The 12,387-nt window shown below is 71.0% G+C and carries 11 protein-coding genes; 10 read left to right on the top strand and 1 reads right to left on the bottom strand.

The features are described 5' to 3' along the window. Positions 1 to 269: 269 nt before the first annotated feature. The 4 genes from gatC to gatB are packed head-to-tail and all read left to right on the top strand — an operon-like array spanning position 270 to position 3,843. Positions 270 to 566 carry an Asp-tRNA(Asn)/Glu-tRNA(Gln) amidotransferase subunit GatC gene (gatC, locus tag ACIBW9_RS31345; RefSeq protein WP_030851400.1) on the top strand — a complete coding sequence of 99 codons (297 nt, stop codon included), beginning with the start codon at positions 270 to 272 and terminating at the stop codon, positions 564 to 566. Between the two features lie 5 nt (positions 567 to 571). Further along, positions 572 to 2,074, top strand: a complete 1,503-nt coding sequence (gene gatA / locus ACIBW9_RS31340) for an Asp-tRNA(Asn)/Glu-tRNA(Gln) amidotransferase subunit GatA (protein ID WP_398960387.1) — start codon at positions 572 to 574, stop codon at positions 2,072 to 2,074. Continuing rightward, positions 2,071 to 2,313 (top strand): hypothetical protein, encoded by a 243-nt coding sequence (locus ACIBW9_RS31335; protein WP_344404939.1) that lies wholly within the window; start codon positions 2,071 to 2,073, stop codon positions 2,311 to 2,313. The genes gatA and ACIBW9_RS31335 overlap by 4 nt, the downstream gene beginning before the upstream one ends. Before the next feature lie 15 nt (positions 2,314 to 2,328). Further along, positions 2,329 to 3,843 (top strand): Asp-tRNA(Asn)/Glu-tRNA(Gln) amidotransferase subunit GatB, encoded by a 1,515-nt coding sequence (gene gatB, locus ACIBW9_RS31330; protein ID WP_344404938.1) that lies wholly within the window; start codon positions 2,329 to 2,331, stop codon positions 3,841 to 3,843. A 56-nt stretch (positions 3,844 to 3,899) separates the two neighbouring features. Here gatB and ACIBW9_RS31325 read toward each other — a convergent pair whose 3' ends face one another. Beyond that, positions 3,900 to 4,703, bottom strand: a complete 804-nt coding sequence (locus ACIBW9_RS31325; protein WP_398960386.1) for a methyltransferase domain-containing protein — start codon at positions 4,701 to 4,703, stop codon at positions 3,900 to 3,902. Between the two features lie 186 nt (positions 4,704 to 4,889). Here ACIBW9_RS31325 and ACIBW9_RS31320 point away from each other — a divergent pair, with 186 nt between their 5' ends. The 6 genes from ACIBW9_RS31320 to ACIBW9_RS31295 all read left to right on the top strand — a co-directional run bounded on the left by ACIBW9_RS31320 (position 4,890) and on the right by ACIBW9_RS31295 (position 12,373). After that, a complete protein-coding gene (locus tag ACIBW9_RS31320) occupies positions 4,890 to 5,183 on the top strand; it encodes a hypothetical protein (protein WP_398960385.1) in 294 nt (97 codons plus the stop codon). Positions 5,184 to 5,374: 191 nt separating this feature from the next. Further along, a complete protein-coding gene (locus ACIBW9_RS31315; RefSeq protein ID WP_398960384.1) occupies positions 5,375 to 7,618 on the top strand; it encodes an MMPL family transporter in 2,244 nt (747 codons plus the stop codon). Then, complete coding sequence (locus tag ACIBW9_RS31310) at positions 7,596 to 8,168, top strand: GNAT family N-acetyltransferase (RefSeq protein WP_398960383.1); 573 nt, start codon at positions 7,596 to 7,598, stop codon at positions 8,166 to 8,168. The genes ACIBW9_RS31315 and ACIBW9_RS31310 overlap by 23 nt, the downstream gene beginning before the upstream one ends. A gap of 80 nt (positions 8,169 to 8,248) precedes the next feature. After that, the gene (locus ACIBW9_RS31305; RefSeq protein ID WP_398960382.1) at positions 8,249 to 8,806 is read left to right on the top strand and encodes a hypothetical protein; all 558 of its coding nucleotides are present in this window, start codon (positions 8,249 to 8,251) and stop codon (positions 8,804 to 8,806) included. Between the two features lie 208 nt (positions 8,807 to 9,014). Then, a complete protein-coding gene (locus ACIBW9_RS31300) occupies positions 9,015 to 9,200 on the top strand; it encodes a hypothetical protein (RefSeq protein WP_398960381.1) in 186 nt (61 codons plus the stop codon). A 134-nt stretch (positions 9,201 to 9,334) separates the two neighbouring features. Then, positions 9,335 to 12,373, top strand: a complete 3,039-nt coding sequence (locus ACIBW9_RS31295) for an AAA family ATPase (protein ID WP_398960380.1) — start codon at positions 9,335 to 9,337, stop codon at positions 12,371 to 12,373. Positions 12,374 to 12,387 lie beyond the last annotated feature (14 nt).

Here is a 12,387-nt window from a genome sequence, read left to right as displayed (position 1 = left end):
GGCGTAGTGTCCGGGAAACCGTTTCACGGTCCCCGGCTCCCGCCCCATAGGATTGGGGACTGGCGTCACATTTCCGCCTGCCGCGCGACGCCTGGCACGCACGCTCGCCGCGTTGCCGAATCGCCCACGTGGCTCCGCCACGAGGGCGCTCCGGCGCCTTGCGATCGCACGCACCAGACGCCGCGCGGCCCGCCCTTCGGGCGGACGACGGAAATGTGACGCCAGCCCCCAGCCCCGAACCACACACACTCACCCCAGAGGAACGCTGCATGCCTGGCATCACGCGCGAGGAGGTCGCCCACCTCGCCCGGCTGGCGCGTCTGGAGCTGAAGCCCGAAGAGCTCGAACACTTCGCGGGACAGCTGGACGACATCATCGGCGCGGTGGCTCGCGTCAGCGAGGTCGCCGACCAAGACGTACCGCCGACCTCGCACCCGCTCCCGCTGACGAACGTCATGCGCAAGGACGAGGTCCGTCCCTCGCTCACCCCCGAGCAGGCGCTCTCCGGCGCCCCGGCCCAGGAGCAGCAGCGTTTCAAGGTGCCGCAGATCCTGGGGGAGGACTAACCGCCATGACGGACAACGTCAACATCATCAAGCTCACGGCCGCCGAGACCGCCGCGAGGATCGCCTCCGGCGAGCTCACGGCCGTCCAGGTCGCCGAGGCCCACCTGGCCCGTATCGAGGCCGTCGACGAGAAGGTGCACGCCTTCCTGCACGTCGACCGCGAGGGTGCCCTGGCCCAGGCCCGGGCCGTCGACGAGAAGCGGGAGCGGGGCGAGAAGCTCGGCCCGCTCGCCGGTGTGCCGCTCGCGCTCAAGGACATCTTCACCACCGAGGGCATCCCGACGACCGTCGGTTCGAAGATCCTCGAGGGCTGGATCCCGCCGTACGACGCGACCCTCACCAAGAAGCTGAAGGCCGCCGACGTCGTCATCCTCGGCAAGACCAACATGGACGAGTTCGCCATGGGGTCGTCGACGGAGAACAGCGCCTTCGGACCCACCGGAAACCCGTGGGACCTCACCCGCATCCCCGGCGGCTCCGGCGGCGGCTCCTCCGCCGCGCTCGCCTCCTTCCAGGCGCCCCTCGCCATCGGCACCGACACCGGCGGCTCCATCCGCCAGCCGGCCGCCGTCACCGGCACGGTCGGCGTGAAGCCGACGTACGGGGCGGTCTCCCGCTACGGCATGGTCGCCTTCTCCTCCTCCCTCGACCAGGGCGGGCCCTGCGCCCGTACGGTCCTGGACGCGGCGCTGCTGCACGAGGTCATCGCCGGGCACGACCCGCTCGACTCGACGTCCATCGACGCCCCCGTCCCGCCGGTCGTCGAGGCCGCACGCAACGGCAGCGTCGAGGGCATGCGCGTCGGCGTCGTCAAGCAGTTCCGCGGCGAGGGCTACCAGGCCGGCGTCATCCAGCGGTTCGACGAGTCCGTCGCGCTGCTGAAGGAACTGGGCGCCGAGATCGTCGAGCTGGACTGCCCGTCCTTCGACCTCGCGCTGTCGGCGTACTACCTGATCGCGCCGAGCGAGTGCTCCTCGAACCTCGCGCGTTTCGACGGCCTGCGGTACGGCCTGCGGACCGGCGACGACGGCACGCACTCCGCCGAGGAGGTCACCTCCCTCACCCGCGCCGAGGGCTTCGGCCCCGAGGTGAAGCGCCGCATCATGCTCGGCACGTACGCCCTCTCCAGCGGCTACTACGACGCCTACTACGGCTCCGCCCAGAAGGTCCGCACGCTCATCACGCGCGACTTCGAGAAGGCCTTCGAGCAGGTCGACGTCATCGTCTCGCCGACCACCCCGACCACCGCCTTCCCGATCGGCGAGCGCGCCGACGACCCGATGGCGATGTACCTGGCGGACCTGTGCACCATCCCCACGAACCTCGCGGGCAACGCGGCCATGTCGCTGCCCTGCGGCCTGGCCCCGGAGGACAACCTCCCGGTCGGTCTGCAGATCATCGCCCCGGCGCTGAAGGACGACCGTCTTTACAAGGTCGGCGCAGCCGTCGAGGCCGCCTTCGTGGAAAGGTGGGGGCACCCGCTCCTCGAGGAGGCTCCGTCGCTGTGACCAAGACACTGACCAAGGCCAAGGACTTCAAGAAGTCCAAGTCCGGTACGTACGTGTCCATCGCCACCACCGCCTTCGGCGCGCTGGGTGTCGCCAAGCGGATCAAGAAGGCACGTTCCGAGCAGGACACGCTGCGGCTGATCGACGCGACCGTGGCCGCCGTCGGGATCGTCACCGGTCTCGCCGTCCTGTACCGCGAGCTGAAGCGGCTGGGCGACGACGACGTCCTGCTGGGCTGAGAGGGAAGTTTCACCGTGACCACCACGACCGACCTGGAGTCGTACGAGGACGCTCTCGCGTCGTACGACCCCGTCATGGGCCTCGAGGTCCATGTCGAACTCGGCACCAAGACCAAGATGTTCTGCGGCTGTTCGACCGAACTCGGTCAGGACGCCAACACGCAGACCTGCCCCACCTGCCTCGGCCTGCCCGGCTCGCTCCCGGTCGTCAACGCGACCGGCGTCGAGTCGGCCATCAAGATCGGTCTCGCGCTGAACTGCGAGATCGCCGAGTGGTGCCGCTTCGCCCGGAAGAACTACTTCTATCCGGACATGCCGAAGAACTTCCAGACCTCCCAGTACGACGAGCCGATCGCCTTCAACGGCTACCTCGACGTACAGCTGGAGGACGGCGAGACCTTCCGCGTGGAGATCGAGCGCGCCCACATGGAGGAGGACACCGGCAAGTCGACCCACGTGGGCGGCGCGACGGGCCGTATCCATGGCGCCTCGCACTCGCTGCTCGACTACAACCGGGCCGGCATCCCGCTCATCGAGATCGTCACCAAGCCGATCGTCGGCGCGGGCGACCGCGCCCCCGAGGTGGCCAAGGCGTACGTCCGTGAGCTGCGCGAGGTCATCAAGGCGCTCGGGGTGTCGGAAGCCCGGATGGAAATGGGGCAGATGCGCTGCGACGTGAACCTCTCGCTGATGCCCAAGGGCAGCGAGAAGTTCGGCACGCGCTCCGAGACGAAGAACGTCAACTCGCTGCGGTCCGTGGAGCGTGCGGCCCGTTTCGAGATCCAGCGGCACGCGGCCGTGCTGAACAGCGGCGGCACGATCGTCCAGGAGACCCGCCACTTCCACGAGGACACCGGGTCGACGACCTCGGGCCGGGTGAAGGAAGAGGCCGAGGACTACCGGTACTTCCCCGAGCCGGACCTGGTGCCGGTGGCCCCCTCGCGCGAGTGGGTCGAGGAGATCCGGGCGGCGCTGCCCGAGCTGCCGCTGGCCCGCCGTACCCGGCTGCTCGCCGAGTGGGGCATCTCCGCCACCGACATGCAGGCGATCCTCAACGCCGGAGCGCTGGACCCGATCGTCGCGACGATCGACGCCGGTGCCGACGCGGCCTCCGCCCGCAAGTGGTGGATGGGTGAGCTGGCGCGCAGCGCCAACGAGTCGGGCGTCTCGCTCGACGAGCTGGCGATCACGCCGGAGCAGGTCGCCCGGGTCACCGCCCTGGTCAACTCCGGTGACCTGAACGACAAGCTGGCCCGCCAGGTCATCGAGGGCGTTCTCGCGGGCGAAGGCACCCCGGACGAGGTCGTCGACAAGCGCGGTCTGAAGGTCGTCTCCGACGACTCGGCGCTGGGCACGGCGGTCGACGAGGCCATCGCCGGCAACCCGGGCATCGCCGACAAGATCCGCGGCGGCAAGGTGGCCGCGGCCGGCGCCCTGGTCGGCGCGGTCATGAAGGCGACTCGCGGTCAGGCCGACGCGGCCCGCGTCAAGGAGCTGATCCTTCAGAAGCTGGGCGTCAGCGAGGGCTGAGCACGCGACCAGGGGGCTGCGCCGGCGTACCGGCGCAGCCCCCCAGTCATGTCAGCTCACCGCCGGCGCCCCACGATCCGTGCGAAGCCGAGCAGATGCTCGACGTCGGCGTGCATGAGGTCCACGGACCAGCGCGCCATGTCCGCCATGAACGCGCTGGAGCTCTCCTCGGCGCACACCTCGCTCCACAGCAGCCAGTCGCGCCAGCCGTCCTCGAGCCAGTCGGCCGTCTCGACCTCCACGGCCCCGCTGCGGGTCCACAGGCGGCGCCACCACGCGGGGGTGTGGAACGCCCAGAAGCCGGGGTCCTTCTCCCAGTACTCCTTCAGGTGCTCCGGCGGCTCGTAGCCCTCCGGTTCCTGCCGGAGTGCCGGTACGACGATCCCGATCCGTCCGCCCGGCTTCAACAGCCGGGTCAGCGTGGGCAGATACAGGTCGTCGGTGCCGAAGTACTGGTACGCGTCGACGGACACGATCGCGTCGAAGGTGCCCTGGCCGAAGGGCAGGTCGTGCGCCTCGGCGTACACGGGCAGCACACGGTCGGCGACGCCCGCCTCGGCGATGCGTACGGCGTTGTCGTCGGGCTTCACCCACAGGTCGGCCGCGGTGACCTGGACGTCGTACTCCCTGGCGAGGAAGACGGACGTCATCGCGCGGCCGCAGCCCAGGTCGAGGACGCGGGCGCCGGGGCGCAGCTCCTCCAGGCCGAGCGCGGGGGCCAGCCACTCCAGCAGCCACAGCGCGTGCGGGCCCATCTGGTTCTCGATGGTCCAACGGGCGTCGTAGCGGTTGCTGCGGGCCCATCGGGGGTGGGTGAGGCGGTCAGTCAGGTCGTCGTTCGTGGTCCTGGTGTCGGACATCGGTGAACGGGCTCCTTGTGATCTTCGTAGTGGAAGTCGATGCGTAGGAGCTCGGTCGGACCTTCAAACAATGCACCCGCTTCGGTCGTCGGCGAGGAGCCGGGGACTGTCGATGGGCGGAAGCTAGCAGCCCTCGTGGAGGCCCCGCACCCGGTTTCCCAGCGGGACGCGCCACGCTCGCCCGCCATGAGTGGACGCGGTGATTCCGAGATGCCGGAGCCCGCGGATTCCGCCGAGGTCGCGCGGCGGGCCCGTTGGACGGCGGCCGGGACCGGGGCGCTGCTGGCCCTCGCGGGGCTGGCCGCGTCGGTGCTGAGGGCCACCGGCTCTGCTCCGGCGCTGGTGCCGTGCGCCTACGCCCTCGGCGCCCTCGTGTGCGCGTCGGCCGCGGTGCTGGGCTCCCGGGGGCGTACCCGGCGGGCGCTGTGGCTGCTGATCATCGGGGCGATGGTGATGGCCTTGGGGGACCAGTTCGACTGAGGTGACAGAGTTCTCGTTACTGTCCTGTGATCTGGCTCCCATTTCGTGTGAATAAGTCCACGAATGGCGTAAACGATCACTTCTGCCTGCAAGAGTGGCCTTCGCATTGCTCATGCGTTCTTTGCGGGCTGTTCATCCTGTGAACGACTGTTCCCGGTCAAAGATCCACAAATCCACCTGGGAGCACGTTCGTGGCAGCCCTTGCACGTTGGTGTGTTCGGCACCGCCTCGTCGCGGTCCTGCTGTGGCTCCTCGCCTTCGGCGGGGTGAGCGCGGCGGCCGCCGTCACCGGCTCGGCGTACTCGAACGACTACGAGGCTCCCGGGACCGAGTCCGGCCGGGCCATGCAGCTGCTGCAGGACGGCTTCCCGGGGTTCGGCGGCGACAGCGACACCGTTGTCTGGCACACCACTTCCGGCACCGTCCGCGCCGCCGACGTCGAACAGACGATGACCGAGACCCTGGACAAGATCGCGGACCTGCCGGGCATCGCGTCCGTCGCCCATCCCTACGACGGCCAGGGCGCGGGCCGGATCAGCGCCGACGGGCACACCGCATACGCCACGATCACCTTCGACGACCCGGCCGAGGACATCAAGAAGCCTGAGGCCGAGGCCGTCGTGCGCACGGCCGAGGCGGCCCGGGCCGACGGCCTCCAGGTGGAGCTCGGCGGCAGCGCCATAGGGCTCACCGAGTCCGCGGGCGGCCACCTGGCCGAGGTGGTCGGCGTGGTCGTCGCCGCCGCCGTCCTGTTCCTTGCCTTCGGCTCCCTCGCCGCCTCGATGCTGCCCATCGCGACCGCGCTGGTGAGCGTCGGCACCGCGTACGGCGCGACCGTGCTGCTGGGGCACGCCATGACCGTCGCCGACTTCGCGCCCATGCTCGGCATGCTGATCGGGCTCGGCGTCGGAATCGACTACGCGCTGTTCATCGTCACCAGACACCGACGCGGACTCAAACGCGGGCTGTCCGTCACCGAGGCGGTCACCGGCGCGGTGGCGACCACGGGACGCGCCGTGGTCTTCGCGGGTGCCACGGTTTGCATCGCCCTGCTGGGCATGCTGATCCTCAGACTGAGCTTCCTCAACGGCGTCGCGATCGCCGCCTGTCTGACGGTCGTCCTGACGGTCGCGGCCTCCGTCACCCTGCTGCCCGCCCTGCTGTCCTTCATCGGCCCGCGCGCTCTGAGCCGGCGCGAGCGGTGCCATCTGGAGGAGCACGGGCCGCAGCCGGAGCTGCCGACCGGCTTCGCCCACCGGTGGTCGGCCTTCGTGGAACGCCACCCCAAGGTGCTCGGCATCGTCGCGCTGGCCGTCATGACCGCCCTCGCGCTGCCCACGCTCTCCCTCCATCTCGGCACCTCCGACCAGGGCAACGACCCGCGCACATCCACCACCAGGCAGGCGTACGACCTTCTCGCCGACGGGTTCGGGCCCGGTGTGAACGGCCCGCTGACCGTGGTGACGCGCGTGGACGGCGCGGAGGACAAGCTCGCCCTCGACAACCTCGACGCCACCATCCGCACCACCGAGGGTGTCGCGTCGGTGACTCCGGTGACCTACAACACCGGCGGCGACACCGCGTACTTCACGATCGTCCCCGAGTCGGCACCCCAGTCGCAGAAGACCAGCGACCTGGTCGACCGGCTGCGCACCGAGGTGCTGCCGCGCGCCGAGACCGGCACCTCGCTCGACCTGCACGTCGGCGGTGTGACGGCGAGCTACGACGACTTCGCCGCCGTCATCGTCGGCAAGCTGCCGCTGTTCGTGGGCGTCGTCATCGGCCTCGGCTGTCTGCTCCTGCTGCTCGCCTTCCGGTCCATCGGCATCCCCGTGAAGGCCGCCGCGATGAACGTCGCCGCGGTCGCCGCCGCCTTCGGCGTCGTCGTCGCGATCTTCCAGTGGGGGTGGGGGAGCGAACTGCTGGGCCTCGGCCGCGCGGGTCCCATCGAGCCCTTCCTCCCCGTGATCATGGTGTCCGTCCTCTTCGGGCTCTCCATGGACTACCAGGTCTTCCTGGTCAGCCGGATGTACGAGGAGTGGCTGGAGACCGGCGACAACCGGCGCGCAGTCCGTGTCGGGCTCGCCGAGACCAGTCGGGTGATCAACTCGGCCGCGGTCATCATGATCTCGGTCTTCCTCGCCTTCGTGCTCAGCGGCGACCGGGTGATCGCCATGTTCGGCATCGCGCTCGCCTCCGCGGTCGCCCTCGACGCCTTCGTGCTGCGCACCCTGCTGGTACCGGCCCTCATGCACCTGCTCGGCGGCGCCAACTGGTGGCTGCCCCGCTGGCTCGACCAGCGCCTGCCCCGCATCAGCATCGAACCGCCCGAGGCCCGCGCGGCCCATGAGAGGCTGGCCGCCGCGACGGACGCCGAGGTGGCGGACGTACTGGCGAAGGGGCAGGACGAGGATGTACGCGATACCTCTGGGTGACGATGCCGAACTGCGTCCCCTGGAGCCGTGGCACGCCGAGGAGTTCCTGGCGCATCTGGAGCGCGGCCGGGACTTCATCGGACAGTTCATCGCCTTCGGCTCCAAGGCCGTCGACGTGCCCTCCGCGCGTCAGGTGCTCCAGCGCTACGCCGACATGCGCGCCGCCGACACCGGCTCGCTCCACGGCATCTGGCTGGACGGAAGGCTCGTGGGTGGCGTGCTCACGCTGAACTTCGACGCGGAGACCCAGAACGCCGAGGTCGGCTGCTGGCTGGAGCCCGCGGCAACGGGCCGTGGACTGGTCACCCGGGCGATGCGGGTGCTCGTCGAATGGGCGGTCGAGGAGCGCGGCATCCACCGCATCGAGTGGGTCGCCGCCTCGGGGAACGTACCCAGCCTGAACGTCGCCCGGCGCCTCGGAATGACCCGCGACGGTGTACGGCGCCAGGCGCACCCCTATGGTGGGGTGCGGCACGACCTCGAGGTGTGGTCGATCCTCGCCCCGGAGTGGCGCGCAGCACGCGCGCGTGCCGCACACAACGATGAGTGAAGATCCGTAAGGAGGGGCCTCCACGATCGCCTCGACGATCATTAAGAGACCTCTCAGACAGCGTCCGTACGGTGCGAGGTATGGGAACCACCAAGACTGATGACGAGGCCGGCACGACCGAGGCCGCCGAAGTGAAGCACGACGAGGAGACGGTGGACGCCACCGCGGCCGAGGAGACCCCCGAGGAGGCGACCGCCGAGGCAGACCTTGTCGAGAGCGACGGCGGCGACCGGGAGCCCTCCGGCGTCGGCCAGGGCGCCGGGGCCGTCGTCTCCGCCGCGCTCGGCGTCGTCTCGCTGACCGGCAGCTGGGTCGGCACCGTCGCCTCCGCCCGCCAGTCGCTCATCGGCCAGATGCACGCGCAGACCGCGCAGTCCTCCAATGTCGCCAAGCTCCTCAAGGAGGGCTACGGCGACGCCTGGAAGGCCACCGCGTTCTGGGGCGGCGTGTTCGCGCTCCTCGCGCTGATCGTCGGCGTCGTGGTGCTCGCCCGGCCCGCCTTCGGCGCCCCCGGCAAGCCGCAGCCGGTCTGGATCAAGTCGGTCGCCTGGGGCGGTGTCGCACTCGGCGTCATCGGCCTGCTGCTGGCCGTCCTGAAGTACACCGACCTCCTGCTCGGCCTGCCGTCCACCCGCTGAACCACCACCGCATCACCGCAGGTCCTGAGGGGTCTTAGGGCGTCCGTAAGCACCTTACGGAGCTCCTGAGGCCCCTCACTCACATCTAAGGCCCCCGGCGCCCCCGAAGATGCGGAACTCTCCCGATGTGGCGCACCCCCCTTGGAGACGAAGGTTGAGGCATCGCAGCAAGCGAAGCCCGAAAACCGCCTCTCACAAGGGACACACCATGTACGAGTACGAGATCTCCCAGCTCCGCTCCGCCGAACTGATCCGCCAGGCCGAGCAGGAGCGGCTGGCCCGCGAGGTCGTCCGCGGCCGCCGCGCCGCCCGCCACGAGGCCACCCGCCATGCCGCCGAGGACGAAAGCCATAGCCGGGGGCTTCGCCGGCTTCGCTCCGCCCGCGCGGCGTGAGCGCGACAAGCGCCGGCCGGTTGCAACCAGCCGGTCCGGCGCTTGAGGACGAGGCCCCTCCGGGGCCGGAGCGGGAGTCCGGGGGCAGCAGCCCCCGGACGAAAACCGTTCCCCCGCTGTCGGATCCTCATGCGATGCTCGGCGTCGTGGAGACCAGGTCCGTAAGCCCCGTGTTCGTCGGCCGAACAGAAGAACTCGACATCCTGAACGACGCCCTCGCCCAGGCCGCCGCAGGCACCCCCCAGGCCCTCCTGATCGGCGGCGAGGCCGGGGTGGGCAAGACCCGGCTGGTCGAGGAGTTCGCCACCGCGGCCTGCCGTTCGGGCGCCGTCGTCGCGCTCGGCGGCTGTGTCGAGATCGGTGCCGACGGTTTGCCCTTCGCCCCCTTCTCCACCGCCCTGCGCGCCCTGCGCCGCGAACTGCCCGACGAGCTCGCCGCCGCGGCCGCAGGCCAGGAGGAGGAACTCACCCGGCTCCTGCCCGAACTGGGCGAAGCCTCCGGAGGGCGGCACGACGAGGAGGGCATGGCCCGCCTCTTCGAACTCACCGCCCGCGTCCTGGAGCGCGTCGCCGCCGACCGGACCGTCGTCGTCGCCCTCGAGGACCTGCACTGGGCCGACGCCTCCACCCGCCACCTCCTCGCCTACCTCTTCCGTACCCTGCGCACGGGCCGCCTGGTCGTCCTCGCCACCTACCGCGCCGACGACATCCACCGCCGCCACCCGCTGCGCCCCCTGCTCGCGGAACTCGACCGGCTGCGCACCGTCCGCCGCGTCGAACTCGGCCGCTTCAACCGGGAGGAGGTCGGCCGCCAGATCGCCGGCATCCTCGCCGCCGAACCGGACCCCACCCAGGTCGACGACATCTTCGAACGCTCCGACGGCAACGCCTTCTTCGTCGAGGAACTCGCCGTCTGCGCCAGCGAGGGCTGCGGCACCGGCCTCACCGACTCCCTCCGCGATCTGCTCCTGGTCCGTGTCGAGGGCCTGCCCGAGATCGCCCAGCGGGTCGCCCGGATCGTCGCCGAGGGCGGCTCCACCGTCGAGTACCCGCTGCTCGCCGCCGTCGCCCAGCTCGCCGAGGACGACCTCATCGAGGCGCTGCGGGCCGCCGTGAACGCCAACATCCTGCTGGCCACGCCCGCCGGCGACGGCTACCGCTTCCGCCACTCCCTGGTCCGCGAGGCGGTCAGTGACGACCTGCTGCCCGGCGAGCGCTCCCGCCTCAACCGCCGCTACGCCGAGGCCCTGGAGGCCGACCCGGGGCTCGTCCCCGCCGACCAGCGTGTCATGCGCCTGGCCAGCTACTGGTACCACGCCCACAGCGCGGACAAGGCCCTCCCCGCCGTGCTGGACGCCTCCGTCGAGGCCCGCTGCCGCCACGCCTACAGCGAGCAACTGCGGCTCCTGGAACGGGCGATGGAGCTGTGGGACACCGCCCCCGAGGAGGTACGGGACCGGCTGCGCCCCATCGACTACACCGAGGTCTATCCGCCCTGCGGCTGCGACCCGGCCACCACACCCCTGCGCTATCTGGACCTGATGGCCGAGGCCGCGGTCGCCGGCCGGCTGTCCGGAGAACGCGAACGCGCCCTGAAGATCACCAAGCGGGCCCTGCATCTGCTGGAGGACGAGGACGACCCCCTGCGCGCCGCCTGGTTCTGGGTGCAGCGCTCCCGTCTCGTGCAGGCCCTGGCCCGCGGCGACGGCTGGAAGGAACTCGGCACCGCCCAGGAGCTGGTCCGCGGCCTGCCGCCCTCCGAGGTGCACGCCGAGGTGCTCTCCACCGCCGCCGCCTGGTCGATGCTCCACGAACCCGGCCCCGAGGCCCTCTCGTCGGCCGAGCGTGCCGTCGAGTACGCGCGCATGGTCGGCGCCCGCGAGATCGAACTCAACGCCCGCCTCACCTACGGCGGTCTGATGGTCGACGCGGGTTCCGTCGAGGCGGGCCTCGCCGAGATGCACGAGGTCAAGGACCGGGCCCTGGAGGAGGGCGTCTCGTACGTCGCCGGTCGCGCCTACGTCAATCTGGCCTCCGAACTGGACGCGGTCGGCCGCGCCCGGGAAGCCGTTGCCCTCCTCCAGGAAGGCCTCGTCTACACCAGGAAGTTCGGGCAGCTGGACTCCGAGGCCTGGGTGTGGACCAACCTCTCCGAGGCGCTCTACTCGCTGGGCCGCTGGGACGAGGCCGCCGACGCGGCGGCCTGCGCGCTGCGCGTGGGACACGGCGCCAAGCCCCGGGGCGGCGGCGCCAGCTGCCTCGCGCATGTCGCCCTCGGCCGCGGCGACCTGTCCGAGGCCGCCCGCCAACTCGCCGCGGCCCGAAGCTACTTGGGCACGCACGATCCGATGCCTCAGCACACCCTGCCCCTCTCCCGCATCGAGATCGGTGTAGCCGCCGGCGAGGGCCGCCTCCTCGACGCCCGGGCCGAACTCGCCCGCGCCCTCGTCGGCGACATCCCGCCCGGCACCCAGCGCTACGGCTGGCCCCTGCTGCTGGCCGCCGCCACCGCCGAGGCCGACGCCCGGAACCTGCCCGCGGCGGCGCAGGGCCGCGCCGACGCCCTCGAACGGCTCCGCGAGGCCGTCAAGAAGACCACCACCGACACCCCCATCTGGCTCGCCCACGAGCAGTGGGTCCGCGCCGAACTCGACCGTGCCGAGGGCCGCGACACCACCGACACCTGGTCGGACGTGGTCACCTGTTTCGAATGCCTGGACCGCCCCTACGACCTCGCCCGCGTCCGCCACCGGCTGGCCGAGGCCCTTCTCGCCTCGGGCGGCGACGACGAGCGCGAGCGCGCCACCGAACTGCTGCGCCTGGCTCACGCGGTGGCCGACCACCTCGGCGCCCGCCCCCTCGCCGACGCCGTCGCCCTGCTCGCCCAGCGGGCCCGTCTCGCCCTGAAGCGCGTCCCGGACCCTCGGCCCGCCGACCCGGTGGAGGCACTCGGCCTCACCGGACGGGAACGCGACGTCCTGCGCCTGGTCGCCGCCGGCCGCACCAACCGCCAGATAGCCGAGGAACTCTTCATCTCCCCGAAGACCGCGAGCGTCCATGTGTCGAACATTCTGGGCAAGCTCGGCGTCTCAGGAAGAGGAGAGGCTGCGGCGGTGGCGCATCGACGGGGATTCTTCCCGCCGGGGGACGGCGACCGGCTGATCGCCGGATGACTCAGCAGCTGAAG

Origin of the sequence: Streptomyces sp. NPDC049541, from assembly GCF_044465725.1 — a bacterium.
Lineage (GTDB): Bacteria > Actinomycetota > Actinomycetes > Streptomycetales > Streptomycetaceae > Streptomyces.
The sequence above is the reverse complement of the archived record's forward strand: the minus strand, read 5'-3'. Positions and strand labels throughout refer to the sequence as shown.

Excerpts from the sequence above, each read along its gene's own strand:
- gatC (WP_030851400.1), top strand. The coding sequence starts at position 270 with ATGCCTGGCATCACGCGCGAGGAGGTCGCCCACCTCGCCCGGCTGGCG.
- gatA (WP_398960387.1), top strand. The coding sequence starts at position 572 with ATGACGGACAACGTCAACATCATCAAGCTCACGGCCGCCGAGACCGCC.
- ACIBW9_RS31325 (WP_398960386.1), bottom strand. The coding sequence starts at position 4,703 with ATGTCCGACACCAGGACCACGAACGACGACCTGACTGACCGCCTCACC.
- ACIBW9_RS31320 (WP_398960385.1), top strand. The coding sequence starts at position 4,890 with ATGAGTGGACGCGGTGATTCCGAGATGCCGGAGCCCGCGGATTCCGCC.
- ACIBW9_RS31310 (WP_398960383.1), top strand. The coding sequence starts at position 7,596 with ATGTACGCGATACCTCTGGGTGACGATGCCGAACTGCGTCCCCTGGAG.
- ACIBW9_RS31305 (WP_398960382.1), top strand. The coding sequence starts at position 8,249 with ATGGGAACCACCAAGACTGATGACGAGGCCGGCACGACCGAGGCCGCC.
- ACIBW9_RS31300 (WP_398960381.1), top strand. The coding sequence starts at position 9,015 with ATGTACGAGTACGAGATCTCCCAGCTCCGCTCCGCCGAACTGATCCGC.
- ACIBW9_RS31295 (WP_398960380.1), top strand. The coding sequence starts at position 9,335 with ATGCTCGGCGTCGTGGAGACCAGGTCCGTAAGCCCCGTGTTCGTCGGC.